This window comes from Phycicoccus sp. 3266, assembly GCF_031456495.1.
Classification (GTDB): domain Bacteria; phylum Actinomycetota; class Actinomycetes; order Actinomycetales; family Dermatophilaceae; genus Pedococcus.
The window spans coordinates 57,814-83,383 of the sequence record NZ_JAVDUW010000001.1 but is presented as its reverse complement, the minus strand read 5'-3'; the positions used below and the strand labels follow the sequence as shown (position 1 = coordinate 83,383).

At 72.8% G+C, this 25,570-nt stretch carries 23 protein-coding genes and 3 pseudogenes; 17 read left to right on the top strand and 9 right to left on the bottom strand.

The window, feature by feature from the left end; genetic code table 11:
• Together J2X64_RS00395 and J2X64_RS00390 are read right to left on the bottom strand one after the other, a co-directional pair.
• Positions 1-798 (bottom strand): tyrosine-protein phosphatase, encoded by a 798-nt coding sequence (locus J2X64_RS00395; protein ID WP_310148008.1) that lies wholly within the window; start codon positions 796-798, stop codon positions 1-3.
• A 10-nt stretch (positions 799-808) separates the two neighbouring features.
• Positions 809-1,753 carry an ornithine cyclodeaminase family protein gene (locus tag J2X64_RS00390; protein WP_310148005.1) on the bottom strand — a complete coding sequence of 315 codons (945 nt, stop codon included), beginning with the start codon at positions 1,751-1,753 and terminating at the stop codon, positions 809-811.
• A gap of 316 nt (positions 1,754-2,069) precedes the next feature.
• Here J2X64_RS00390 and hemW point away from each other — a divergent pair, with 316 nt between their 5' ends.
• Positions 2,070-3,299, top strand: coding sequence for a radical SAM family heme chaperone HemW (gene hemW / locus J2X64_RS00385; protein ID WP_310148002.1), 1,230 nt, complete (start codon positions 2,070-2,072; stop codon positions 3,297-3,299).
• Between the two features lie 25 nt (positions 3,300-3,324).
• On the opposite strand, the gene J2X64_RS00380 is transcribed toward hemW, so the two are convergent.
• Positions 3,325-3,714 (bottom strand): DUF4870 domain-containing protein, encoded by a 390-nt coding sequence (locus J2X64_RS00380; protein ID WP_310147999.1) that lies wholly within the window; start codon positions 3,712-3,714, stop codon positions 3,325-3,327.
• 119 nt (positions 3,715-3,833) lie between these two features.
• Positions 3,834-4,712: a DUF3097 domain-containing protein gene (locus tag J2X64_RS00375; RefSeq protein WP_310147996.1), complete on the bottom strand. Its 879-nt coding sequence runs from the start codon at positions 4,710-4,712 to the stop codon at positions 3,834-3,836.
• Between the two features lie 172 nt (positions 4,713-4,884).
• Here J2X64_RS00375 and hrcA point away from each other — a divergent pair, with 172 nt between their 5' ends.
• The 3 genes from hrcA (at position 4,885) to J2X64_RS00360 (ending at position 7,878) form a co-directional block, all read left to right on the top strand.
• A complete protein-coding gene (gene hrcA, locus J2X64_RS00370; RefSeq protein WP_310147993.1) occupies positions 4,885-5,916 on the top strand; it encodes a heat-inducible transcriptional repressor HrcA in 1,032 nt (343 codons plus the stop codon).
• 79 nt (positions 5,917-5,995) lie between these two features.
• Positions 5,996-7,120: a molecular chaperone DnaJ gene (dnaJ, locus tag J2X64_RS00365; RefSeq protein WP_310147990.1), complete on the top strand. Its 1,125-nt coding sequence runs from the start codon at positions 5,996-5,998 to the stop codon at positions 7,118-7,120.
• A gap of 14 nt (positions 7,121-7,134) precedes the next feature.
• Positions 7,135-7,878, top strand: a complete 744-nt coding sequence (locus J2X64_RS00360; protein WP_310147988.1) for a 16S rRNA (uracil(1498)-N(3))-methyltransferase — start codon at positions 7,135-7,137, stop codon at positions 7,876-7,878.
• A 48-nt stretch (positions 7,879-7,926) separates the two neighbouring features.
• Here the strand turns inward: J2X64_RS00360 and J2X64_RS00355 are convergent, their stop codons facing one another.
• Positions 7,927-9,093 (bottom strand): Gmad2 immunoglobulin-like domain-containing protein, encoded by a 1,167-nt coding sequence (locus J2X64_RS00355; RefSeq protein ID WP_310147985.1) that lies wholly within the window; start codon positions 9,091-9,093, stop codon positions 7,927-7,929.
• Positions 9,090-9,632: a SigE family RNA polymerase sigma factor gene (locus J2X64_RS00350; RefSeq protein WP_310147982.1), complete on the bottom strand. Its 543-nt coding sequence runs from the start codon at positions 9,630-9,632 to the stop codon at positions 9,090-9,092. Before J2X64_RS00350 ends, J2X64_RS00355 begins: the two co-directional genes overlap by 4 nt.
• 148 nt (positions 9,633-9,780) lie before the next feature.
• On the opposite strand from J2X64_RS00350, the gene J2X64_RS00345 reads away from it, so the two are divergent.
• From J2X64_RS00345 to J2X64_RS00300, 10 genes and pseudogenes are all read left to right on the top strand, one after another.
• Positions 9,781-10,131: a histidine triad nucleotide-binding protein gene (locus tag J2X64_RS00345; protein ID WP_310147979.1), complete on the top strand. Its 351-nt coding sequence runs from the start codon at positions 9,781-9,783 to the stop codon at positions 10,129-10,131.
• A gap of 24 nt (positions 10,132-10,155) precedes the next feature.
• Positions 10,156-10,881, top strand: a pseudogene (locus J2X64_RS00340) (PhoH family protein); the annotation flags it as partial.
• A pseudogene (locus tag J2X64_RS00335) lies at positions 10,870-11,688 on the top strand (LAGLIDADG family homing endonuclease); the annotation flags it as partial. The pseudogenes J2X64_RS00340 and J2X64_RS00335, both read left to right, overlap by 12 nt.
• A gap of 270 nt (positions 11,689-11,958) precedes the next feature.
• Positions 11,959-12,321: pseudogene (locus J2X64_RS00330) on the top strand (PhoH family protein); the annotation flags it as partial.
• The gene (gene ybeY, locus J2X64_RS00325) at positions 12,299-12,766 is read left to right on the top strand and encodes an rRNA maturation RNase YbeY (protein WP_310147976.1); all 468 of its coding nucleotides are present in this window, start codon (positions 12,299-12,301) and stop codon (positions 12,764-12,766) included. The pseudogene J2X64_RS00330 and the gene ybeY, both read left to right, overlap by 23 nt.
• A gap of 11 nt (positions 12,767-12,777) precedes the next feature.
• Positions 12,778-14,109: a hemolysin family protein gene (locus J2X64_RS00320; protein ID WP_310147973.1), complete on the top strand. Its 1,332-nt coding sequence runs from the start codon at positions 12,778-12,780 to the stop codon at positions 14,107-14,109.
• On the top strand, positions 14,106-15,143 hold the full coding sequence (gene era / locus J2X64_RS00315) for a GTPase Era (protein ID WP_310147970.1): 1,038 nt from the start codon (positions 14,106-14,108) through the stop codon (positions 15,141-15,143). Before J2X64_RS00320 ends, era begins: the two co-directional genes overlap by 4 nt.
• Positions 15,144-15,349: 206 nt before the next feature.
• Entirely contained in the window at positions 15,350-17,170 is a 1,821-nt protein-coding gene (locus tag J2X64_RS00310) for a BCCT family transporter (RefSeq protein WP_397443992.1), read from the top strand.
• 44 nt (positions 17,171-17,214) lie between these two features.
• Complete coding sequence (locus J2X64_RS00305) at positions 17,215-18,249, top strand: aspartate-semialdehyde dehydrogenase (RefSeq protein ID WP_310147967.1); 1,035 nt, start codon at positions 17,215-17,217, stop codon at positions 18,247-18,249.
• A 294-nt stretch (positions 18,250-18,543) separates the two neighbouring features.
• A complete protein-coding gene (locus J2X64_RS00300; protein WP_310147965.1) occupies positions 18,544-19,065 on the top strand; it encodes a hypothetical protein in 522 nt (173 codons plus the stop codon).
• 49 nt (positions 19,066-19,114) lie between these two features.
• On the opposite strand, the gene J2X64_RS00295 is transcribed toward J2X64_RS00300, so the two are convergent.
• Together J2X64_RS00295 and J2X64_RS00290 are read right to left on the bottom strand one after the other, a co-directional pair.
• Positions 19,115-21,097, bottom strand: coding sequence for an acyl-CoA dehydrogenase family protein (locus tag J2X64_RS00295; RefSeq protein ID WP_310147962.1), 1,983 nt, complete (start codon positions 21,095-21,097; stop codon positions 19,115-19,117).
• 87 nt (positions 21,098-21,184) lie between these two features.
• Positions 21,185-22,084 carry a GNAT family N-acetyltransferase gene (locus J2X64_RS00290; RefSeq protein WP_310147959.1) on the bottom strand — a complete coding sequence of 300 codons (900 nt, stop codon included), beginning with the start codon at positions 22,082-22,084 and terminating at the stop codon, positions 21,185-21,187.
• Positions 22,085-22,277: 193 nt separating this feature from the next.
• On the opposite strand from J2X64_RS00290, the gene J2X64_RS00285 reads away from it, so the two are divergent.
• Both J2X64_RS00285 and J2X64_RS00280 read left to right on the top strand, forming a co-directional pair.
• On the top strand, positions 22,278-22,931 hold the full coding sequence (locus tag J2X64_RS00285) for a helix-turn-helix domain-containing protein (RefSeq protein WP_310147955.1): 654 nt from the start codon (positions 22,278-22,280) through the stop codon (positions 22,929-22,931).
• On the top strand, positions 22,928-24,220 hold the full coding sequence (locus J2X64_RS00280; protein WP_310147953.1) for an MFS transporter: 1,293 nt from the start codon (positions 22,928-22,930) through the stop codon (positions 24,218-24,220). Before J2X64_RS00285 ends, J2X64_RS00280 begins: the two co-directional genes overlap by 4 nt.
• 1 nt (position 24,221) lies before the next feature.
• Here J2X64_RS00280 and J2X64_RS00275 read toward each other — a convergent pair whose 3' ends face one another.
• Positions 24,222-25,016, bottom strand: coding sequence for a hypothetical protein (locus J2X64_RS00275; protein ID WP_310153052.1), 795 nt, complete (start codon positions 25,014-25,016; stop codon positions 24,222-24,224).
• An 85-nt stretch (positions 25,017-25,101) separates the two neighbouring features.
• Between J2X64_RS00275 and J2X64_RS00270 the strand changes: the two genes are divergently transcribed.
• Positions 25,102-25,548, top strand: coding sequence for a hypothetical protein (locus tag J2X64_RS00270; RefSeq protein ID WP_310147951.1), 447 nt, complete (start codon positions 25,102-25,104; stop codon positions 25,546-25,548).
• Positions 25,549-25,570 lie beyond the last annotated feature (22 nt).

Below are 25,570 nucleotides of genomic sequence, written 5' to 3'. Positions count from 1 at the left end.
TCAGTCGCGCAGGCGCCCGCGGAGCTGGGCGACCTGGTCCTCGCTCCAGCCGTTCTCGAGCAGCCAGCCGGCTGCGCCGCCGTGGCGCTCGGCGAGCACCGCGAGGATGCGCTGCATGGTCTCCGGCCGCGGCAGGTGGTGGCTCATCGGCTGGTCCCGGAGCACCTCCTCGTATGCCGGCCGCGCCATGAGGCGCGCCACGATCGCCTCGATCCGCTCACCGGTGGCGACGTAGTCGGCGACGACGTCCTCGTCCGCGACCCCGGCCACCGAGAGCGCGAGGCCGACCACTGTCCCGGTGCGGTCCTTGCCCGCGGCGCAGTGCACGATCGTCGCTCCACGGCTCTCGGCCACGACCTGCAGCGCGCCGAGGACGGAGTCCGGGCGGTCGGCGAGGTAGCCCAGGTAGTGGCTCGCCCAGTAGTCGTCGTCGCGCCGCGGCGGCTTCGGGCGCTCGGTGCCGGCGGACTTCGACCACGGCAGGACCAGGGCGTCCTCGGCGCTGACCTCCATCTCGTCGTCGCGGAAGAGCGAGTGCCGGTGGTGGGTGGCGAGCTCGCGCACCTGCAGCGGGCCCGGCCCCTCGATCCGCACCTCGATGTCGCTGCGCAGGTCGACGATGTCGGTGACGCCCACCTGCTCGACGAGGTGCCGGACGTCGGCGTCGGTGAGGTCCTGCAGGTTGTCCGAGCGCAGGAGCCTCCCACTGGCGACCGTGGCGCCGTCGGTCGTGGGGAGTCCGCCGACGTCGCGCATGTTGACGACGCCGTCGAGGTCGATCCAGCCGGAGGTGCTCACCCGACCGACTCTAGGTGCCGTCGGTGTCGAGCAGGTGGCCGGCACCCGACGACTCGGCCGCGTCGGCGACGGCAGCCGCGACGACGAGGTCGCTCAGGCCGTTGCCCAGGTTCTGGCAGACGACCCGGCCCGCGGGACGGTCGTGCTCGAGCAGGTCGCCGGTCCAGCCGGAGGGTGACGGGTAGTCCCCGAGCCGCCCGGTCGCCCGGACGGCCTCGAACTGCTCGACGTCGTCGGCGGCCAGCACGGCACCCGTCGCCAGGCCGGGGCCGACGGAGGTCGCGTAGTCCAGCGGCAGCAGCAGCGCGTCCGGGGACACCCACGACGGGTCCAGGTGGGCCCCCACCACCCCGATGCTGAGGGCGGTCACCACGACGGCCGCACCACGCACCGCCTCGGCCGGGTCGTCGGTGGAGCGCAGGCTCACCTCGGGCACCTCGCGGGCGGCCCAGTCCTGCAGGTCCCGCCGCGCCGCCTCGCGCCGGGCGTAGACCCGCACGTCGGTGTGGCCCAGGGCTGCCAGGACGCGCAGGTGCGAGCGCGCCTGGACCCCGGCACCGGTGATGGCCACCGCGGCGCCGTCCGGTGCGAGCGCCTGGATGCACGCCCCGGAGACCGCGGCTGTGCGGGCGGCGGTGAGCACCCCGGCCTGCAGGACGCATCGGGTGCGCCCGGTGCCGCCGTCGTTGACCACCACGAGGCCGTCGGCGGTCGGGAGCCCGGCGGCAGGGTTGTCGGGGAAGATGGTGATCCACTTGCACCCCAGCAGGTTCCGCGCGGGCCACGCGGCAGGCATCGCGTTGGCGAAGCTGCCGGGGACCGTGTGGACGGCCGGCTTCGGCGGGACCTCCACGTCACCGGACGCGCGGGCAACCAGGGCGTCGCGGGCCAGGGCGACGGTCTCGAGCGGTGTCGGGAGCAGGGCCGCCACATCGGCGTCGGTGAGGAAACGCACTCGCCGAACCTACGCGGGACCTGCCCCCGAGGGTTTCCCGGGGCACAAGGTGAGGGCCTCGGAAAGTATGAGTTTCCGAGGCCCTCTACGACTCGGACCGAGGTCCGGGTCGGCGCTCCCACCGAGGTGGGGGCGTGCCACCATTTCTAGTCGCCGGACCGCGGCTCCACAAGGGCTTTCCCGCAGGTGGGAGGCCCTTTTTCGACGGCGTCCGGCGTGTCGCCGGGACACGCCGGACGCGCTGTGACGGGTGGGACGACGGCCTGCCCGGCGGCCGCGGCCGAGCGGCCCCGGAAGCCCTGAGACAATGGTGCCCATGCCCAGCGCCCTGCCCGACGGCGACCCCGCGCCGCCCGACGGGCGGCTGCCGGAGGCCTCGCTCGCGACCCTCGCGGAGCGGCCCTTCGGGGTCTACCTGCACGTCCCGTTCTGCCGGGTCCGCTGCGGCTACTGCGACTTCAACACCTACACGCTGCTCGAGCTCGGCACGGACGGCGCCGGCGTCTCCACGTTCGCCGACGCCGCCCTCAAGGAGCTGGCGCTCGCGGGCGAGGTGCTCGGACCGGCCGTCCCCGAGGTCGGGACCGTCTTCGTCGGCGGCGGCACGCCCACGATGCTGGCCGCCACGGACCTCGCCCGGATGCTGCACGGCATACGGGAGCAGTGGGGGCTCGCCGACGACGCGGAGGTGACGACCGAGGCCAACCCGGACTCGGTGACACCCGAGTCGCTCGGCGTCCTCGCCGACGCCGGCTTCACCCGCGTCTCGCTCGGGATGCAGTCGGCCGTGCCGCACGTCCTGCGCACCCTCGACCGCACCCACGACCCGGCGAACGTCGCCCGCGCGGTCGACGCGGCCCGCGCGGCGGGGCTGCAGGTCAGCCTGGACCTGATCTACGGGACGCCGGGGGAGAGCCTGGCGGACTGGCGCACGAGCCTGGACGCCGTCGTCGCGCTGCAGCCGGACCACGTGTCGGCCTACGCCCTCGTCGTCGAGGACGGCACCCGGCTCGCCGCCCAGGTGCGGCGCGGTGAGGTCGCCGCGCCCGAGGACGACGACGAGGCCGTGAAGTACGAGCTCGCCGACGAGGTGCTCTCGGCCGCCGGCTACGACTGGTACGAGGTGAGCAACTGGGCGAGCCGCCCGGCCGCGCGCTGCCGCCACAACGAGGGCTACTGGGACGACGGCAACTGGTGGGGCGTCGGCCCCGGCGCGCACAGCCACGTCGGCGGCGTGCGCTGGTGGAACGTCAAGCACCCGACCGCGTATGCCGGCCGGGTCGCGGACGGGGTCAGCCCGGCCCACGGCCGGGAGACCCTGACCGCCGAGCAGCGGTACGACGAGCGGGTCCTGCTCGGGGTGCGGCTGGTCGACGGGCTGCCGCTCGCGGACCTGCGCGACGAGGGGCGCACCGCGGTGGCCGGACTCATCGCCGACGGGCTGGTGGACGCGGCAGCGGCCCTGCGCCGCCAGCGCGTGGTGCTGACGAGGCAGGGCCGCCTGCTGGCCGACACCGTCGTGCGACGGCTCCTCGGCCTGCGTTAGTGCTCGGGCAACCGCCCGAGCCGGCTCACTTGACGAAGCGGATGGTGAACGGCGGGTCGTACCACTCCCCGGCGTTGGCCCGCATGGCGGCGATCGCGTGGAGGACCACCGCTGCGACCACGACAATCGGGTAGAGGACGAAGCCGACGAGCACGACCATCAGGACGCCCGAGACGATGAGGCCGATCAGGGCGGTCAGCTGCACGTTCACGGCGTTGGCCGCGTGGGCCCGGACGAACGGGCCGCGGTCGCGGTAGACGAGGTAGATGATCAGGCTGGCGACGAAGCCCAGGGTGCCGGCGCTGACGACCATGGCCACGCCGGAGATGACGTGGGTCAGGGTGGCCCAGGTCCTCTCCTCCTGCTGCGACATCGGCTGCGCGGGCTGCGGCTGGTACTGCGGTTGTTGGGTCATTTCTCCTCCGTGGATGGTGCCTTCACCCAGTCAAGCGCATGGGGACCACGGATCGTCCCGGTTTCGGGGTGCGCTCAGGGCAGCGTCAGGGCCGACCCTGAGCGGTGGCCGCCGCGGCGTCAGTGACCGGGCTCGGTCACGAAGTCGATGAGCTCCTCGACGCTGGCCAGCAGGGTCGGCTCGAGGTCGGCGTACGTGCGGACCGTGCCCAGGATCTGCTTCCACGCCCGGGCGATGTCGGCCTGGCTGTCATGGGCCCAGCCGAGATGGGCGCAGATTCCGTGCTTCCAGGAGGTCCCGCGGGGGATGACCGGCCAGGCGTCGAGCCCGAGCCGCTCGGGTCGCACGCTCTGCCACACGTCGACGTACGGGTGCCCGAGGATCCGCACGTGCGCGGCATACGGCTGCAGGCGGCGGGCCTCCTCCACGACCCGGTGCTCCTTGGTGCCGGGCACGAGGTGGTCGACGAGGACGCCCATCCGGCGTCCGGCGCCGGGGGAGAAGTCCCGGATGGCGGCGGACAGGTCGTCGACGCCGTCGAGCATCTCGACGACGACGCCCTCGATGCGCAGGTCCTCGCCCCAGACCTTCTCGACGAGCTCCGCGTCGTGCCGGCCCTCGACGAAGATCCGGGACCCGCTCGCCACCTTGGCGCGCACGCCCTCGACGGCGCGCGACCCCGAGGCGGTGCGAGACGAGGCCTCCTTCGCCGCGGCGAGCTGGGCCCGCGCCGCTGCTGTCGGGGGAGTCAGGACGACCGGGGCGCCGTCGAGCAGGAAGCCGGGGCCGAGCGGAAAGCCCTTGGTGCGGCCCCGCCGGTCCTCGAGGTGGACGACCCGCATGCCGCCCGCCTTCTCGACCCGGACGACCGCGCCGCACCAGCCGGTCTCGACGTCCTCGACGACCAGGCCGGTCTCGGCCTCCACCTCCGTCGCGCGCCCGCGAGGGGGCTTGCGCCAGTCGGTGGAGAGCACGTCGGAGCCATAGCGGTCGGGCACCGGGGAAGGGTATGCCGGGTGCGCCGGCCGTCCACGCGGACGCGCCGGTCGATGCGGCCGGGACGCGCCGAACGACATAGACTTGGCACTCCGAGGGTGTGAGTGCCAACGTGGGGAGCTGCCACGGACGGCCCCGCCCGCGGTCGAAGTGCCAGCCGAACGGAGGAGCGCCATGAGCGAAGAACGACGCCTCGCCGTGCTGCGCGCCATCGTCCAGGACTACGTCGAGACGTCCGAGCCGGTCGGGTCCAAGGCGCTGCTCGAGCGCCACCACCTCGGGGTGTCAGCGGCGACGGTCCGCAACGACATGGCCGTGCTCGAGGAGGAGGGGCTGATCGCGGCCCCGCATACCAGCGCCGGGCGGGTCCCCACCGACGCGGGGTACCGCCTGTTCGTCGACCGGCTCAGCTCGGTGAAGCCCATGTCCGCGGCGGAGCGCGCCGCCATCGCCCACTTCCTCGAGGGTGCCGTCGACCTCGACGACGTCGTCGACCGCACGGTCCGGCTGCTCGCGCAGCTGACCCGCCAGGTCGCCGTCATGCAGTACCCGTCGCTGACCCGGTCCTCGGTGCGGCACATCGAGTTCGTGCCGATGGGCGGCCAGCGGCTGATGGTCGTGCTCATCGTCAACACCGGCCGGGTCGAGCAGCGGGTCATCGAGACCACCGCCGACCTCACGACGACCGAGGGAGAGGCCACCCTCGGGCTGGTGCGCGCCAAGGTCAACGCCCGGGCCGTCGGGGAGCGCCTCGTCGACGCGTCCGCAGCGCTGTCGTCGCTGCCGGAGGAGTTCGAACCCGCCGACCGCGACCTCGTGCGTGCCGTCGTCCAGTCGCTGGAGGACGCCCTGGTCGAGGAGCGCGAGGAGCGGGTCGTCCTCGCCGGCACGGCCAACCTCGCCCGCGTCGGCACCGACTTCCCGCTCACCATCGGGCCGGTCCTCGAGGCGCTCGAGCAGCACGTCATCCTGCTCAAGCTGCTCGGGACCGCGCGCGAGACCTCCGACGCCGTCTCCGTGCGGATCGGCCACGAGAACCCGTTCGCCGGGCTGCAGTCGACCTCGGTCGTCTCGACCGAGTACGGCACCGGGGCCGACCTCGTCGCCGGGCTCGGTGTCCTCGGCCCGACCCGGATGGACTACCCGACCACCATGGCCTCGGTCCGGGCGGTCGCCACCTACGTCTCCCGGATCCTCGCGCAGTGAGCGCCGGGTCCACCTCCCGCAGGGCCGTCACCGCCGCCGGCTCCCCGACCGTGTCGATGCACCACTGACAAGGATCTTCGTGAACGACTACTACCAGGACCTCGGCGTCTCGCGGGACGCCACCGCCGAGGACATCAAGCGGGCCTACCGCAAGAAGGCCCGCACCCTGCACCCGGACGTGAACCCGAGCCCGGAGGCGGAGGAGCAGTTCAAGAAGGTGTCCCAGGCCTACGACGTGCTCTCCGACCCGGAGAAGCGCCGCTCGTACGACATGGGCGCCGACCCGTACGCCGCCGGGGCCGCGGGCTTCGGCCATGGCTTCTCGTTCAGCGACATCATGGACGCGTTCTTCGGCGCCGGTGCCGGCACCGCCCAGCGCGGCCCGCGCTCGCGCCAGCGCCGCGGCCAGGACGCGCTGATCCGCCTCGACATCGACATGGCCGATGCCGTCTTCGGTGCCGAGAAGGAGCTCACGGTCGAGACGGCCGTCGTCTGCTCCACCTGCCACGGCGACGGCGCCCAGCCGGGCACCTCGCGCCGGACCTGTGACGTCTGCGGCGGTCGCGGGGAGATCCAGCAGGTGCAGCGGTCCTTCCTCGGCCAGGTCATGACCAGCCGTCCCTGCATGACCTGCCAGGGCTACGGCGAGGTGCTCGTCAGCCCCTGCTTCGAGTGCTCCGGCGACGGCCGCGTCCGCACCCGCCGCACGCTGACCATCAAGGTCCCGGCGGGCGTCGACACCGGCACCCGCATCCAGCTCACGGGCGAGGGCGAGGTCGGCCAGGGCGGCGGCCCCGCCGGAGACCTGTACGTCGAGGTGTCCGTGCGGCCGCACGCGACCTTCCAGCGTCGCGGCGACGACCTGCACGCCACGGTCGAGCTGCCGATGACGGCAGCCGCGCTCGGCACGACCCTGAAGCTCGACACCTTCGACGGCTCCCAGGAGCTCGAGGTCAAGCCGGGCACCCAGGCCGGTGACGCGGTCACGCTGCGCGGTCTCGGCGTGACGCACCTGCGCGGCGGCGGCCGTGGCGACCTGATCGTCCACGCCAACGTCATGACCCCGACCCGCCTCGACGAGCAGCAGGAGGAGCTCCTGCGCCAGCTCGCGGTCCTGCGTGGGGAGGAGCGCCCCGAGGGCCGGCTCGCACCCGCCAACCAGGGCCTGTTCGGCAAGCTGCGCGAGGCGTTCAAGGGCCGCTGAGCCCCCACCCGGCCATGACCCTGCCGCTCTTCCTCGTCGACCCGGCCCTCGTGGCCTCCGCCGCGCCCGGCTCCGCCGTGGTGCTCGACGGTCCCGAGGGCCGGCACGCGGCCACGGTGCGCCGCATCGCCGCGGGCGAGCGCGTGCTGCTCGCCGACGGTGCGGGGAGACGTCTGGTCTGCGAGGTTGCGGGAGCCGGCCGCGCCGAGCTCGACCTGCGGGTGCTGGAGGTCGAGGAGGTGGCCGAGCCCCGGCCGCGGTTCGTGCTGGTGCAAGCCCTGGCCAAGGGCGACCGGGACGACCAGGCGGTCGAGGCGGCGACCGAGTGCGGGGTCGACGAGGTGGTCCCCTGGCAGGCGGCCCGGTGCATCGTGCAGTGGCGCGGGGAGCGCGGGGAGAAGGCCCGCGGCAAGTGGGTCGCGACGGTCGTCGCAGCGGCCAAGCAGTCCCGCCGGGCGCGGGTGCCCGTCGTCGCCGAGCTGGCCACGACGAAAGCGCTCGCCGACCGCGTGGCCGGCGCCGCGGCGGCATACGTCCTGCACGAGGACGCCACCACGAGCCTGGCGAGCCGGACGCTCCCGACCGAGGGCGACGTGGTCGTCGTGGTGGGGCCCGAGGGTGGCATCACCCCTGAGGAGGTGGCTGCCCTCGAGGCGGCCGGCGCGGTGGCCGTCAGGTTGGGCGACACCGTGCTGCGGTCCTCCAGCGCCGGTCCGGCCGCGCTCGCGGTGCTGAGCGCGGCCGGACGCTGGCGCTGAGGGCAGGGCCCGCCGACCGGGATCCCGCCGTGGGTCCAGCCGGGGGAGTCAGCCGACGGTGAAGGGCACGGTCCGCTGGGCGGTGATCCCCTGGCCGTCCGCCTGGCTGACCTCGAAGACGCGGATCGAGTAGCTCCCCGCGGGCAGCGTGCCGAGCTGGATCGAGTAGGAGCCCTGTTGGGGCGCACCGGCCGAGGCCATGGTGTGCCCGCTCCTGACCTTCGTGCCGTCGCGGTCGAGCTCCCAGCTCACGGTCGCCTCGAACACGATGGCCTGGCCGGTCACCGTGACCGGCTGCGTCGCGGACACGAGCTGGTCCGGGCGGGGTGAGGTCACCCAGATGGCAGCCAGGTCCTCGTACAGGCGGTCCGCCGACGGCCGGGTGAAGGTGCGGCCCGCCGTCGCGATCGCCCCGAACAGCTTGGCGTCCTTGCCCTGGACCGTGAAGCGGACCGGGACGTTGCCCTTCTGCACCGCCGCCTGCGCCGTCCAGACGAGCTCCTGGACCGCCAGCCGTCGCACGTCGGCCGTCGTGTCCGCGCCCGAGGCGCCCGGCGTGGCGAGGTCGACGGTGATCAGCTTCGGCGAGACCGTGACCGCGCGGATGCTCTGCCCTGCCCACGGCGCGAGGTAGCCACCGTCAGGCGTGGTGGAGGTGGGCGGGCGCAGGGCGAGCCCGAGGGCGGCCTTGGCCCGCGCCGCCGCGTCCCCGGTGGTCACCGGGCCGGGCAGGAACTCGCGGTACAGGCCGTACGCGGTCCTGTCGCCGCCCTGCGGGCCGACGAAGTAGACCGGCAGGGTGGTCGGTCCGGGGCCGGCCGTGAGGATCGCGCTCCCCGAGGTGACGGCCGACGGCGTGGACGGGCCGCTGCCGGTCGGCGCAGGCGCGACCTGCGAGGTGGTGGGCCCGGTCGTGGCAGGCGCTGCCGTGCGCGTGGAACGGTCCTGGCCGGCCCACCACACACCGCCCGCGATGAGGGCGACGGCCGCCGCGGCGGCGACGGGCACGAGCCAGCGGCGCGGGCCGGAACCGGCGCGGGCGCTCACCGGCCCTGCCTCTCGGGCCTGGTGCAGGATCGCCTCGAGGCGGTCTGGTGGTCGGACACTGCGGGTCTCCTCTGCGAGTTCGGTGCGGAGCTGGTCCTCGAGCCTGCGGAGCTCCCCGGGCTCGAGGCGGGGGTCGAAGCGGGCGTCAGGCGTCGGGTGGTCGGTCACGACACCTCTCCCATCCGGTCGCGCAGGCCGGCGAGCCCGCGGTGGGCGTGGGCCTTGACCGAGCCGGCGGAGATGCCGAGGGCGTCGGCGATCTCCGCCTCGCTGAGGTCGAGGTAGTAGCGCATCGTCAGCACCTCTCTCTGGCGCTGCGGCAGGCTGCCCAGCGCTCGGACCATGGACCGCCTCGCCTCCGACCCGAGCGCCCGGTCCTCGGCGCTCGCCTCGGCGCGCCGGCCGGGTGTCCCGGCGTCGGCGCGCTCGCGGGCGAGGTGCCGCTCCTCGACGCCCCGGTGCCGAAGGCTCGACCGCGCGCCGTTGACGACCGACCGGCGCAGGTATGCCGTGGCCTTCTCCGGGTCGCGCAGCGAGTCCCAGCGCCGGTGGACCGCGATGAAGGCCTCCTGGACCACTTCCTCCGCGGCGAGGTCGTCGCGCAGGAGCAGCCACGCCAGCCGGACGAGGCCGGCCCAGTGGGCGGCATACAGCTCCCGCACGCCCTCGTCGGCGCCCGGGTGCCCTTCGTCGCTCCGGTCGCGCACGGCCACGCCCAACGGTCCCACGCCCCTTCGACGCGTTGGTCGACCCCGAGGTTGACGCGCCGGTCGACCGACCTGCGCCGGTTTCCCGGCGCCCCCCACGAGCGGTCCCGGCGCGCAGCCTGCGCCAGGCGCTGGCTAGTCTCTGGACATGGCCGACGCCGACTGCATCTTCTGCAGGGTCCTCTCGGGTGACATCCCCGCTGACGTGGTGCGCGAGGACGAGCACACGGTGGCCTTCCGCGACCTCGAGCCGCAGGCGCCGACCCACGTGCTGGTCATCCCGCGTCGTCACGTCCCGGACGTGGGCACGCTGGCGGTGCAGGCGCCGGACGAGGTGGCCCCGCTGTTCGCGGCCGTGCGCGCCGTCGCCGAGCAGGAGGGGGTGGCCGAGCGCGGCTACCGCAGTGTCTTCAACACCGGGGCCGAGGCCCACCAGACCGTCTTCCACGCCCACGTGCACGTCCTCGGCGGCCGGGCAATGACGTGGCCGCCCGGCTGAGGCGCACCGTAGACTGGGCGGACCATGGCAGACGCTGATCATTCGACCTCACTGGGCGCTGACGCCGACGAGGCCCGCCCAGTGCCCACGCACACCGTCGTGATCCCGCCGCAGGTGCAGATGGTGACCCTCCTCGGTCCGCGCGACGAGCTGCTGCGCACCATGGAGCGGGCCTTCCCGCAGCTGCAGATCCACGTGCGGGGCAACGAGTTCCACCTGTCCGGGCCCAGCGCCGAAGTGGCGCTGGCCGAGCGCACGGTCGACGAGCTGCTCGCCGTCATCGAGGGCGGCCAGCCGCTCAACCGCGACGCCGTCGAGCGCTCGATCCAGATGCTCCGGGCACAGACCGTCGAGCGCCCGGCCGACGTGCTCACCATGAACATCGTCAGCAACCGTGGCCGCACCATCCGCCCCAAGACGCTGAACCAGAAGCACTACGTCGACGCGATCGACGAGCACACCGTCGTCTTCGGCATCGGCCCCGCCGGCACCGGCAAGACGTACCTGGCCATGGCCAAGGCCGTCCAGGCACTGCAGGCCAAGCAGGTCAACCGGATCATCCTGACCCGGCCCGCGGTCGAGGCGGGCGAGCGGCTCGGGTTCCTGCCCGGCACGCTCAACGACAAGATCGACCCGTACCTGCGCCCGCTCTACGACGCGCTGCACGACATGATCGACCCGGAGTCGATCCCGCGGCTCATGGCGGCCGGCACGATCGAGGTCGCGCCCCTGGCGTACATGCGCGGCCGCGCGCAGCCGGTCGACACCCGGGTGCTGACGCCGCAGGGGTGGGCACGGTTCGGCGACCTGCAGGTCGGCGACCTCGTGGTCGGCTCCGACGGCCTGCCGACCCCGGTCCTGGGGGTGTACCCGCAGGGCCGCAAGCCCGTGTACCGCGTGACCGCCCAGGACGGTGCCTCCACCCTGGCGTGCGGTGAGCACCTGTGGACGGTCCGGACTCGCGACGACCGACGTCGTGGGAAGTGGCGCACGCTGCAGACCCAGGACATGGTCGGGTCCCTCCGGTCCTTCCACGCCCACCGGTACGAGCTGCCGCTCGTCGACCCCGTCGAGTTCGTCGGGCACGAGGTGCCGATGCACCCGTACGCGCTCGGTCTGCTGCTCGGTGACGGGTGCACGACCACGTCGACCACGCCGTCCTTCTGCACTGCTGACCCGCAGCTCGCCGAGTCCCTGCAGCGGAAGCTCTCGTCGATGGGCATCGAGGTCACCCACAAGGCCGGCTACGACTACGTCCTGCGCCACCCCGCAGTCGGCCGCGGCGGTCTGCGCGTCGCGAACCCGGTGACCACGGTCATCCGCGACCTCGGCCTCGCGGGCGCGACGTCCGGCCTCAAGTTCGTTCCGGATGTCTACAAGTTCAACGCCGCGTGGGTTCGCTTCGCCGTCCTCCAGGGCCTCCTCGACACCGACGGCGGCCCGGTGACCCAGCGAGGTCGCACCTGCCGCATCCAGTACTCGACGACGTCCCCGCAGCTGCGCGACGACGTGGTCTTCCTCGTGCGCTCCCTGGGCGGTGTGGCGTATGCCCGAACCCGCCCCGCGGAGGGACGCGAGCCCGGCTTCGCCAACGGGCGTCCCGTCACCCACAACAGCGACGCCCACGTCGTGGACATCCGTCTCCCGGAGGGCTTCGTGCCCTTCGGCCTCGAGCGAAAGCGCGCGGCATACGACGCCATGGGTGGTGGGCGGCCCCAGCGGTACATCGAGTCGATCGAGCCGGCCGGCGAGGCTGAGACGATGTGCATCTCGGTCGCGGCGCCGGACAGCCTGTACGTCACCGAGGACTTCCTGCTGACGCACAACACCCTCAACGACGCGTTCATCATCCTCGACGAGGCGCAGAACACCTCGCCCGAGCAGATGAAGATGTTCCTCACGCGCCTCGGCTTCGGCTCCAAGATGGTCGTCACGGGTGACGTCACCCAGGTCGACCTGCCCGACGGCACGCGGTCCGGCCTGCGCGTGGTCCGCGACATCCTGGCCGACGTCGAGGACATCCACTTCTCCATCCTCACGCCGCAGGACGTCGTCCGGCACCGGCTCGTCGGCGCCATCGTCGACGCGTACGGCCGCTGGGACGACGCGCAGCAGAGCCGCGGCCAGCAGGCCCGGGGTGGCCGCGAGCAGGGAGGGCGAGGGCAGCATGAGCGTCGACGTCCTCAATGAGACCGACTACCAGCTCGACGAGCTCGAGCTGGTGGCGCTGAGCAAGTACGTCATGACCCAGATGCGGGTCCACCCGGGCGCGGACCTGTGCCTCCGGCTGGTCGACGAACCGGCCATGGAGGTCCTGCACGTGCAGTGGATGGACCTGCCGGGACCGACCGACGTCATGAGCTTCCCGATGGACGAGCTGCGTCCCGGCCGCGAGGGCGAGGAGCCCGAGGAGGGCGTCCTCGGCGACATCGTGCTGTGCCCGAGCGTCGCGGCCCGGCAGGCCAAGGAGGCCGGCCACGCGACCGAGGAGGAGCTGCTGCTCCTCACGACGCACGGCATCCTGCACCTGCTCGGCTACGACCACGCCGAGCCGGACGAGGAGCGCGAGATGTTCGAGCTCCAGCGGCAGCTGCTGCTGACCTTCCTCGCCGGCCGCGGCCGGCCCTCGTCCTGAACGGGGAAGCCGTGACCGGAGTCGTCGTCGCCGCCCTCCTGTCGATCGTCGTCGCGTTCGTGCTGGCCGCGGCCGAGGCGGCGATCTGGAAGATCTCCCGCGTCCGCGCGAACGAGCTGGTCGAGGAGAACCGCACCGGCGCGAAGTCGCTGGCGCGCATCATGGGCGACTCCGCGGCATACCTGTCGGTCACGGCGTTCCTGCGCGTCGTGGCGGAGGCGACGACGGCCGTGCTCATCACGCTGGGGACCATCGACCTCGTCGACGGCTTCTGGACCCGGCTGCTCATCGCGATCGGCGTCATGGCGCTCGTGTCGTTCGTCATCGTCGGTGTCTCGCCGCGCACCCTGGGCCGGCAGCACTCCGACACGGTCGCCCTGCTCGCCTCGCCGCTCATCATCGGGCTGCGCACCATCCTCGGCCCGGTGGCACGGGTGCTCATCGCGCTCGGCAACGCCGTCACGCCGGGCCGCGGCTACCGGGACGGCCCGTTCCAGAGCGAGTCCGAGCTGCGTGACCTCGTCGACCTGGCGGGGGAGAGTGCCGTCATCGAGGCCGACGAGCGGCAGATGATCCACTCCGTCTTCGAGCTCGGCGACACCGTGGCGCGCGAGGTCATGGTGCCGCGCACCGACATGGTCACCATCGACGGCGAGAAGTCCCTGCGGTCGGCGATGTCGCTGTTCCTGCGGTCCGGCTTCTCCCGCATCCCGGTGGTCGGCGACGGGTCCGACGACATCCTCGGGCTCCTGTACTTCAAGGACGTCGCGCGTCGCGTCAACGCCGACCCCGAGGCCGTCACGCTCCCCGTCACCGCGCAGATGCGGCCGATGCACTACGTCCCGGAGAGCAAGCCGGTCGACGACCTGCTGCGCGAGATGCAGCACGACCAGAGCCACTTCGCCGTCGTGGTCGACGAGTACGGCGGCACTGCCGGCCTGGTGACGATCGAGGACATCCTCGAGGAGATCGTGGGCGAGATCGCCGACGAGTACGACCGCGAGGCGCCGGGCGTCGAGGACCTGGGGGACGGCACGATCCGCGTGCCGGCGACGATGGACATCGACGACCTGGCCGACCTGTTCGACGTCGAGATCGAGGAGGACGAGGTCGACACCGTCGGCGGCCTGATCGGCAAGATGATCGGCCGGGTGCCGATCGTCGGCTCGAGCTGCGAGGTCGCCGGGCTGCGGCTCACCGCCGAGCGGATGGCCGGGCGGCGGCACCGGATCGCGAGCGTCATCGTCGAGCCCGTCCGGCTCGAGGAGGGCGCCGCGGTGCACGGTCACGGGTCGGGTTCGGCGGGCACTACGGTGGAGCCTGAGCGCGAAGGAGTGTCATGAGCCGCAACGGGTCCACGGGTGGAGGCGCCTCCGCGTCGCAGGGCGGTGCCGGCGGTCCTGCCGCCGGGCAGGCAGGCGGGTATGCCGGCCGGCAGGCAGGCGGGTATGCCGGCCAGCAGCCGGGCGGGTACGTTGCCGGCTTCGCGTGCCTGGTCGGGCGCCCGAACGCGGGCAAGTCGACCCTGACCAACGCCCTCGTCGGCCAGAAGGTCGCGATCACCTCCTCCAAGCCGCAGACGACGCGCCACACCATCCGCGGCATCGTCACCACCGACAGCTCGCAGCTCGTTCTCGTCGACACCCCGGGACTGCACAAGCCCCGGACGCTGCTTGGGGAGCGGCTCAACGACGTCGTGCGCGAGACCCTGCTCGAGGTCGACGTCATCGGCTTCTGCCTGCCGGCGGACCAGAAGCCCGGGCCCGGTGACGCGTTCATCGCCCGCGAGCTGGCCGAGGTGCAACGGGCCAAGCGCAAGCCGGTCGTGGCCATCGCCACGAAGATCGACCTGGTCGACCGGCAGCGGCTCGCCGAGCACCTCATCGCCATCGACCAGCTCGGGTCCTGGGACGAGATCGTCCCCTGCTCGGCGACCAACGGCTCGCAGGTCGACGACGTCGCCCGCCTCCTGTCCTCTCACCTGCCGTCATCGCCCGGCCCGCTCTACCCCGAGGGGGTCCTCACCGACGAGCCGGAGGCGGTCATGATCGCCGAGCTGGTCCGCGAGGCCGCGCTCGAGGGCGTCCGCGACGAGCTGCCGCACTCCCTCGCCGTCGTCGTCGAGGAGATGGTCCCGCGTGAGGGCCGCCCCGCGGACAACCCACTGCTCGACGTGCGGGTCAACGTGTTCGTCGAGCGGCCGTCGCAGAAGGCGATCGTCATCGGTCGCGGGGGCTCGCGGCTGCGCGAGGTGGGGACCAACGCCCGACGCGGTATCGAGGCCCTGCTCGGCCAGAAGGTGTTCCTCGACCTGCACGTGAAGATCGCCAAGGACTGGCAGCGCGACCCCAAGCAGCTCCAGCGCCTCGGTTTCTGACGCCTCCCTTCGATGGGCGTGGCGAAGGTCACGTCTGCGGATTGGTCTGTGCGACAACGGTCTTCGCCGACACGGCGTGGTTTGTCCGTTACCTGATTTGTCTGTCGCCGTTGACCTCGGCACAGTGGTGCGTTGGCCCGAAGAGGTTTTGATACGCAACCAACGAGAACAACGGAGGAGTGGCACGCCTGCGTGCCAGACACCACGTGACGACACAGCTGACGAAGACAGGTCCGGCCGGACCCGGTGAAGCCGGCCACCAGACCGACACCCTCGAACCCGTCCACCCCGCCCTCGACCCCGTGATCGAGGACCACCCCGCGGAGGAGCCGCAGAAGCTCGACTCGATCGTGTTCGGCGTGACCGCCGTCATCGCGATCGGCTTCGTGCTGTGGGGCTTCCTGTCGACCGACACCCTCAGCACCGCCTCGACCAGCAGCCTCGGCTGGGTCGTGCACAACATGGGCTGGCTGTTCGCCCTCGTGGCGTCCGGCTTCGTGCTGTTCGTGATCTGGCTCGCCGCGGGCAAGTTCGGTCGCATCCCGCTCGGCCGCGACGACGAGGAGCCGGAGTTCAAGACGGTCTCCTGGATCGCGATGATGTTCAGCGCGGGCATGGGGATCGGCCTGATGTTCTACGGCGTCTCCGAGCCGCTGTCGCACTTCGTGAAGCCGCCGCCGGGCACCGGCGCCGCCGGCAACGAGCACGCCGTCCAGACGGCGATGGCCACGACGCTGTTCCACTGGACCCTGCACCCCTGGGCGATCTACGCGGTCGTGGGCCTCGCCGTTGCCTACGGCGTGTTCCGCAAGGGGCGCTCGCTGCTCATCAGCTCCGCCTTCGCACCGCTGCTCGGTGAGAAGCGCGCGGGCGGCCCGGCGGGCAGGGTCATCGACATCCTGGCCATCTTCGCCACGCTCTTCGGCTCCGCGGCCTCCCTCGGCCTCGGCGCCCTCCAGATCGGCTCCGGCCTCGAGATCGTCACCGGCATCGGCAAGGTCGGCAACGGCGTCCTCGTCGCGATCATCACGGTGCTGACCGTGTGCTTCATCCTGTCCGCGGTCTCCGGTGTCGCGAAGGGCATCCAGTGGCTGTCCAACATCAACATGGTGCTGGCCGTCGTGCTCGCCGTCTTCGTGTTCGTCGTCGGTCCGACCGTCTTCATCCTCGACCTGGTCCCGACCGCGGTCGGCTCGTACTTCCAGGACCTCGCGATGATGTCCGCCCGCACCGACGCGGCCGGTGGCAGCGCGATGCAGGAGTGGCTGTCCGGCTGGACGATCTTCTACTGGGCCTGGTGGGTCAGCTGGACGCCGTTCGTCGGCATGTTCATCGCCCGCATCTCGCGTGGCCGCACGATCCGCCAGTTCGTGACCGGCGTGCTGCTGGTGCCGAGCGTCGTGTCGCTGGTGTGGTTCGCCATCTTCGGTGGCGCCGGCATCGACATGCAGCGCGGTGGCACCGACCTCGCCAGCGAGGGCTCGTCCGAGGCGTCGCTGTTCGCGATGCTCGGCCACCTGCCGCTGTCGACGATCACCTCGGTCATCGTCATGGTGCTCGTCGCGATCTTCTTCGTCTCCGGCGCCGACGCGGCCTCGATCGTCATGGGCACGCTCTCCGAGCGCGGGACCCTGGCGCCGAGCCGCAAGACGGTCATCTTCTGGGGTGCCGCGACCGGCGCCGTCGGTGCGGTCATGCTGATCGTCGGCGGCGAGGACGCCCTCTCCGGCCTGCAGAACATCACCATCGTCGCGGCCCTGCCGTTCCTGCTGGTGATGGTGGGCCTGGCGGTCGCGTTGGTGAAGGACCTCAGTGCCGACCCGCTCATCGTGCGCCGGGCGTATGCCGTGGCCGCGGTCGAGCAGGCCGTGGTCGCCGGCGTGACCGAGCACGGTGACGACTTCACGCTCACCTTCGAGGAGGCGGCGCCCGGCGAGGGCGTGGGCGACCTGGTGACCACCCCCACGACGACCACGACGGCCGCCGCGAGCCCTGCCAACGACCGCGAGGATCCGGCCACATCGTGAGCCGCTGACCGGGCCGCAGTCCGAGCCGACCTATCCTTGGTCCCATGCGAGTTGGAGTGTTTGGGGCCACAGGACAGGTCGGCTCGGTCATGCGTGCGCTGCTCGACGAGCGCGGCTTCCCGGTCGACGAGATGCGCTACTTCGCGTCGGCGCGCTCAGCCGGCACCACGCTGCCGTGGAAGGGCGAGGACGTCACGGTCGAGGACACCGCCACGGCTGACTTCACCGGCCTCGACATCGCGCTGTTCTCCAACGGCGGCTCCACCTCCAAGGAGTGGGCGCCGAAGGTCGCGGCCGCCGGTGCCGTCGTGGTCGACAACTCGAGCGCCTGGCGCAAGGACCCCGACGTGCCGCTGGTCGTGAGCGAGGTCAACGCCGACGACCTCGACACGATCCCCAAGGGCATCGTCGCCAACCCGAACTGCACCACCATGGCCGCGATGCCGGTGCTCAAGCCGCTGCACGACGCGGCCGGGCTCGTGCGGCTCACCGTCGCGTCCTACCAGGCCGTGTCCGGCTCGGGTGGCAAGGGCGTGGCCGAGCTCGACACCCAGCTGCGCGGTGGGTATGCCGCGGGCGACCCCCGAGGCCTCGCGCTGGACGGGCGTGCCGTCGCCGTGCCGGAGCCGAACGTGTACGCGGTTCCCGTGGGCTTCAACGTGATCCCGCTCGCCGGCTCGATCGTCGACGACGGCTCGCTGGAGACCGACGAGGAGCAGAAGCTGCGCAACGAGTCGCGCAAAATCCTGCACATCCCCGACCTTCGCGTCTCGGGCACCTGCGTGCGCGTCCCCGTCTTCACCGGCCACTCGCTGGCGATCCACGCGGAGTTCTCGCAGGACCTCAGCCCCGAGCAGGCGCTCGAGCTGCTCGGCCGCGCGCCGGGTGTCGTGGTGAGCGACGTCCCGAACCCGCTCGAGGCCGCGGGCCGCGACGAGGTGTTCGTCGGCCGCGTCAGGGTCGACCAGTCGGCTCCCGAGGGCAAGGGCCTGGTGCTCTTCGTCGTCGGCGACAACCTGCGCAAGGGCGCGGCGCTCAACGCCGTCCAGGTCGCCGAGGAGCTGCTCAAGCGCCGCTGACGGCGTCGCGCGCGCATCGCCGCCGGGCGGAACACGCTGGTCTGCGCACAGACGAGCGTGTCACTGCGCGCAGATCCGCTCGCTGCGCACTGGTACGCGGATCTGTGCACAGACGGGCGGTTCGGGGGACCAGAACGGGCGACCCGTGACAAACGGCACCCCGCGCATACGCGATGTGACCGTTTCGTCCCTGCTCCTTGTGCCGGTACCCGGGGAGCCCTCCGCGGGTGTTCCTTGGACGGGCGGACCGGCAGGCGACGGGCGTGCCGGCCGCACAGTCGCGAGGAGCTCACAGTGGAACGACGAATGTGGCGGGTCGTGGTGGCAGGGGCTGCGGTGGGGATGTCCGCCGTCGCCTTCCAGGCGGTGCCCGCGCTCGCAGCGGCCGGGGGAACGGGGCACACGGTCACGCAGACCGAGACCCAGCACGGCACGTGGACCGAGACAGGGGACAACGACTTCTGCACCGGCGAGACGATCTCGCCCACCATCACCGGCAACTCGGTCATGCACGTGACCTGGTTCCCCGCCGGTGACGAGGTCTGGGGGACCTTCACGACGGAGGGGACGGGATCCTTCGTCCAGCCGTCGACCGGCCTGACCTACAGCGGCCGCGTCACGGTGTGGGGCAACTTCAACGTCAACGAGAAGAACAGCAACGACACCTTCACGGCGACGTTCACGCTCTCCGCGGTCGACGCGAACGGCGTCACCCACCTCGAGGTCGGGCACGAGGTCGCGCACGTCGCGTTCAACGCCGTCGACCCGATCGACCCGGTCGTGTCCTTCGACAAGATGTCGGTGACCTGCTCCTGAGCCGTCGGCCGACCAGCGAGCGGGGTCGAGACGGCCGCGCCGGACGACGTCAGCGGACGGCGCGCCAGACGGACTCGACCTCGCTCGCGCCCGGCGACCAGGGAGCGATCCACGGGCCGGTGCCCTCGCTCGGGTCGAGCACACCCTCCTCGAGCCAGGTGTAGTCGCCGGCCAGCACGCCCTGCGCCAGGCGGCGGTCGTCGTCGTCGGTGTTGGACCACAGCGCCGTGAAGAGCGCCTCGACCCGCAGCCGGCTCTGCTCGCAGAACGTGTCGGCGAGCCGGTAGGCCGAGCGCCCCCTGGCCTCGTCGTCGGTCCGCAGCATCTCGGCCCGGCTGCACGCCGCCGTCATCGCGAACAGCTCGGCACCGATGTCGACGACCCGGCCGAGGAACGCCTGGCGGTACTCCATCCCCGCCTGCCACCGCGACATCCCGTAGAAGGTCTGCCGGGCCAGCTTGCGGCTGGACCGCTCGACGGACCGCAGGTGCCGCGCGAGGTGGCCGAACTCGGCATACGACGTCGGCACCGCGCCCCTGCCGGCGACGAGCTGGGGCAGCCACTTCGCGTAGAAGCCGCTGGCGCCCGCCGCGGCCCGCGCCTTGTCCTCGAGCGTCGCGTCCTTCTCGGCCAGCGCGCCGGCGGCCTTGAGGTGGGCGTCGACGGCCTCGCGGGCGATGAGCAGGTGCATGATCTCGGTGGAGCCCTCGAAGATCCGGTTGATGCGCAGGTCGCGCAGCATCTGCTCGGCCGGCACGGCGCGCTCGCCCCGGGCGCGCAGCGACTCCGCCGTCTCGTACCCGCGCCCACCGCGGACCTGCACCAGCTCGTCGGCGATCCGCCAGGCCATCTCGCTCGACCACAGCTTGGCCAGGGCCGCCTCGATCCGGATGTCCTTGCTGCCGGCGTCGGCGAGCTGGGCCGAGAGCTCGAGCACCGACTCGAGCCCGTAGGTCGTCGCGGCGATGAACGCGATCTTCTCGGCGACCGCGCCGTGCTCGCCGATGGGCCTGCCCCACTGGACCCGTTCGGCCGACCACTCGCGCGCGATCTTGAGCGACCACTTGCCCGCCGCCGCGCACATCGCCGGGATCGACAGCCGCCCGGCGTTCAGGGTGGTGAGGGCGATCCGCAGGCCCTCACCCTCCTTGCCGAGCCGGTTCCCAGCGGGCACCCGGACCTGGTGGAAACGGGTCAGCCCGTTCTCGATCCCCTTGAGCCCCATGAACGAGTTGCGCCGCTCGACCGTGATGCCCTCGGCCGTGCCATCGACGACGAACGCGGTGATCCCGCCCCTCTGGCCGTCGTGCTCGGGCACCCGGGCCATGACGACGAGCAGCTCCGCGACGACACCGTTGGTGGTCCAGAGCTTCACCCCGTCGAGCAGGTATGCCGTGCCGTCCTCGGTGGGCGTCGCCGTGCTCGCCATCCGCGCGGGGTCCGAGCCGACGTCCGGCTCGGTCAGCAGGAACGCCGAGATCGAGCCGGCGGCGCAGCGGGGGAGGAAGGCCTGCTTCTGCTCGGCCGTGCCGACGAGCTTGACCGGCTCGGGGACACCGATCGACTGGTGCGCCGACACCAGCGCGCCGAGGCTCGGGTGCGCCGAGCCGATGAGCATGAGCGCCTTGCCGTAGGCGGACATGGTCAGGCCGAGGCCGCCGTACTCGCGCGGGATCTTCATGCCGAACGTGCCGATCTCGGCCAGCCGGGCCAGGTCTTCGTCCGGGATCCTCGCCTCGCGCTCGATCCGGGCGCCGTCGATGGTGGCGCACACCTCGCGCAGCCGGGCCAGGAACTCCTCGCCGCGTGCCTCGTCCTCGCTGCTGGCCCGGGGGTGCGGGTGCACGAGGTCGAGGTCGAAGTGGCCGAGGTAGAGCCCCTTGGCGAAGCTGGGCCGCCGCCACTCGGTCTCGCGCGCCTCCTCCGCCACGGCGCGCGACTCGCGTTCGCTGGCGTCGACCCGCGGGGTCGTCCCCGCGCCCTCGCGCTGCCCTGCTTCCTGGCCTGCTCCCTGCCGGACGTCACTGCTCATGACATCGCCTCCCTCGCCCCAGTCTCGCCCCGGGGTGCGGGAAGCGAAAGCCCGGCGCGGACGCCTCTGCGCCCGGGGCGCCGGTCGTCAGAGGTCGGTCATCCAGTGGCGCCACGTCTGGGTGACGTGCATGCCGACGTGCTCGTAGAGACCCAGCGCGCCCGTGCGCGAGTCGGTCGACAGCTCGCTCACCGTCGCGCCGTGCTCGCGGGCGCGCTCGAAGGCGTCGACGAGCAGCGCCCGTGCCAGCCCCAGCCCGCGCTGGTCGCGGCGGACCGCGATGGCGTCGACGTAGCCCGTGTCGCCGGCGAGGATCGTGTAGCAGACGCCGACTTCGGTACCGCTGCCGTCGGTCACGAACCGGATCTGCCACGGCTCGAAGCCCGGCCGCAGCGGACCCCGGGGTGCCCAGTCGTCGTAGCTCGACGGGTCCCGGTCCGGCCACTCGTTGAAGGCGTCCTCGATGAGCTGGAAGGCGGTGCGCCCGTCCCGGTCGCCGGGCACGAGCTCGCGCAACGCATATCCCTGCGGCAGCGGCTGCGGCTCGATGGCGCTGTCGGCCGGGACCTGGAGCACCCACGACGTCCAGCCCTCGCGGTAGCCGCGCTCCTTGAAGAAGTCCTCGGCGCCGCTGCCGCCGGGGACCGTCTGCCCCACGAGCCGCGAGCCACCGGACCGCGCGCACTCCTCGAGCCAGTCGGCGACGAAGGTGCCGATGCCCCGGCCGCGGTAGTCGGGGTGGACCGCGGCGTCGGCGCGACGTCCCTTGAACACCTCGCCGAACGCGGCCAGTCGCTCGCGATGCCACACGCCGATGCTCTGGGTCGCGAGGTCGAAGCTCGCGCGCGCCCAGTCGCCCTGGATGTCCTCGAGCTCGATCGCGGCCTGGCCGATGTCGTGCGTCTCCGCCGCGCGGACGACCTCGACGACGGCCTGGGCGTCGGCCGGCTGGTGCGGGCGGGCGGTGAACCCGTCGGGAAGTGCCATGGCCGCATCGTGCCGGGTGTGGGGGAGCGCCTGCACGCCGTTTTCGTATGCCGCGGGGCCGGCGCCGGTCGAGCGGCCACGACGTGCCGACGAACCGGACGAGATGTCGGCGTGTCCTGACCCCTCGACCAGGTCGCGCAGTTGTGAGAGAGTCCTCTCGAAACAGTCCTCTCACATCTGCCGAGGTTCTCCCATGGCCAACCCGTACGGCGACGTCGAGCTCGACCCGAGGGGCATGCGGGCGCTCGCCCACCCGGTCCGGCTCGCGATCCTCAGCCGGCTGCAGGGCGACGGGCCCAGCACGGCCACGGCCCTGGCACCCCTCGTGGGCGCGACCCCATCGGTCACGAGCTGGCACCTGCGCCACCTGGCCGAGCACGGGCTGGTCCGCGACGCGGACGTCGAGTCCGACGGCCGGCAGCGCTGGTGGGAGGCGGTCGGCAGCGGCTTCCGCTTCGCGGCGACGGACGAGGCGAGCCTCGACGCCGCGACCGTGCTCGAGCGGACGATCATGGAGCAGGCAGCCGCCCTGCCCGAGCGCTGGGCGCGGGACGTGGAGCCCCTCCTCGAGGTGGACTGGCGGCGGTCGGCCGGGCTGTCGAACACGACCGTCGAGGTGACGGCCGACGAGCTCGCCGACATCGAGGCGGCCATCGAGCAGGTGCTCGCGCCGTACGTCCTGCGCAAGCGCGGCCGCCGTCCTGAGGGCGCCCGGCGGGTGCGGATGCTGCGCTACGTCCTGCCCGAGGCGCCCGCCGTGGACGACCCCGGCCACGGCGTCGGTGCGACGGGGGCGGCAGCAGGTGCGACCGCGGCTGCGGGCGAGGACGGGGGCGACCGCCCGTGACCGTCGGGGACGGGTCTCGCGCGCGGCCGCTGTGGCGCGACCGGCGGTTCGCGACCTACTGGGTCGGCCAGGGGGTCTCGCAGTTCGGTGACCGGATCACCGAGCTGGCGCTGCCGCTCATCGCCGTGACGACGCTGCACGCCGAGGCCCGGACGGTGGGCCTGCTCACCGCAGCCGTCTGGGCGCCCAACCTGGTGTCGCTGTTCATCGGGACGTGGGTGGACCACCACGAGCGCAAGCGCCGGCTGCTCGTCCTCGCGGACCTGCTCCGCGCGGCCGCCCTCGTCACGCTCCCGCTCGCGCACTGGTTCGGGCTGGTCACCCTGCCCCAGCTCTTCGCCGTCGCCCTCGTCGCCGGGCTCGGGCAGGTGCTCTACCAGACCTCGTACCCGAGCTTCTTCGTCGGGCTCGTCCGCCGGGACCAGTACGTCGAGGCGACCAGCCTGCTCAGCGCCACGCGGTCGGCGTCGTTCGTGGCCGGCCCGGCGGTGGCAGGTGGCCTGATCCAGGCGCTGACGGCCCCCGTCGCGACGGTGGTCGATGCGGCCTCCTTCCTGGTGTCCGCCGTCCTCATCGGGCGGGTCCGGGTGGCGGACCTCCCGGTCGACCCGGCGCCGTCGGGCGGCCTGCTCCGGCGGGCCCGCGACGGGATGGCGCTGGTCGTGCGACACCCGTACCTGCGTCCGTCGCTCCTGTGCGCCACCACGGTCAACTTCTTCAACCTCATGGTGGGCGCCCTGCTCGTGCTGTTCGCCAGCCGGGAGCTCGGGTTGTCGGCCGGGCTCATCGGGCTCGCCCTGGGCGTCGGTGCGACCGGCGGCCTGCTCGGGACGGTGGCGGCGGGGCGGCTGTCGAGGCGGTTCGGCATGGGCCGCACGATCATCGCCGGGGCCGTGCTGTTCTCCGCCCCGTTCGCCGGCCTGCCACTCGCCGGCGGCCCCGTGTGGTCCCGGGTGGCGGTTCTCGCCCTCGTCGAGTTCGTCTCGGCCTTCGGGGTGATGTGCTTCGACGTCCCGCTCAACGCGGTGATGGCCGCCGTCACCCCCGACCCCGTCCGCAGCCGGGTCACGGGCGCGTTCGCGACCGTCAACTACGGCATCCGGCCGCTGGGAGCGGTGGTCGGCGGTCTCCTCGGTGACGCGATCGGCGTCCGGCTGACGCTGGTGGTGGCGGCCGTCGGCGGCACGCTCGCGTTCGCCTGGCTCCTCCGGTCACCGATCGCCACCACCCGCGGCATGGACGACCTCGACGTGCCCGCGCCGGCGACCGCTCCGGCGGCGGCCGGCTGACTCAGCCCGGCGCGAAGCCCCAACCGCGCTCGGCGAGGGCGTCCCGGAGGAACCGCACGGCCACGGGTCCGACCCCGTGCAGCGCGGCGAGCTCGTCCTCGCGCAGCGCCCGCACCTGCTCCAGGGTCCAGATGCCCTGCGCACGCAGCGCCCGCGCTGCCGGTGCACCGATGCGGGGGAACGGCGTGCCGTCGGGTGCGGCCACCCGGTCGGCACGCGGCGAGCCCGACTCCGCGTCCACCACCGCCGCACCCCGCGGCGAGAGCCGGTAGCCGATGTCGAGGGACTCGGTGAGCCCGAGCTCCTTGAGCTTGCGGACGTCCCGCTTGAACGACGGGGTGTCGCGCCCGAGCTCGGCGGCCAGCTCGGGAGCGCGGACGGTGGGGAAGCGGTCGATGATCGCGAGGGTCGTGCGCGTCCACGGCCCGATGGCCGACGCGGCGTCGAGCCGGTCCAGCCGCCGGCGGATGGCGGCCACCTCCTCGGCGTCCGGCACGGCGGCGCGCAGCTCCTCGCGCGGGTCGGCGCCGGCATACCTCAGCCCGACGCGCCACACCGGCCGGTCCGCCTTCGCCGCCAGCATCCCCTTCAGCTGCGCGACGGACTGGGCGCCGGCACGCCGCGCCTCGGCGGCGGTGATCCGCGACGGCGCGACCTGGTCCACGCTGGTGACCTCGAGGACCCCGACCCGGGTGCGCAGCCGGGTGCCGACGAGCACCCGGGGCCGCTCCCACCGGCGGAAGGCGAGGTCGACGTCGCCGGCCCTGATGGCCGCCAGGGTGTCGGGCCGGATCATCACGGGCCGAACCTACCGACGGACCTTCGGCCCTGTCTCCTCCCCGGAGCGCGCGGTCGAGTGGTCTGGGGAGAGAGAGGTCGTCATGACCGGACACACAGTCGCCACGCGGCCGGTGCGCCGCTCCACACGCATGGAGCGGGAGATCGGGTACATCGTCGGTGCCGTCGTCAACGCGCTCCTGCTCGGGGCGGTGAACGGGTGGCCCGGCTGGGACGCCGTGCCCTTCCTCACCGACGACACGCGCCTGGTGCTCGGCTGGGTCAACGCCTCCCTCGTCGTCGGCCTCCTCGCCAACCTCCTGTATGCCGTCACCGACCCGCCGCGCGTGCGCGCGGGCGGCGACCTGGTCCAGAACCTCGTGGGGCTGGCCGCCATGGTGCGGATCTGGCAGGTGTTCCCGGTGGACTTCGCCGGGGGTGGGTTCGACTGGGAGCTGCTGGCTCGCTGGGTGCTGGCCGTCGGCATCTTCGGCGCCTCGGTGGCGGTGCTCGTCGCCGTCGTCCGTCTCGTGCGGGGCACGCGTCCTTGACGCATGCCGGCCGCTGATATGC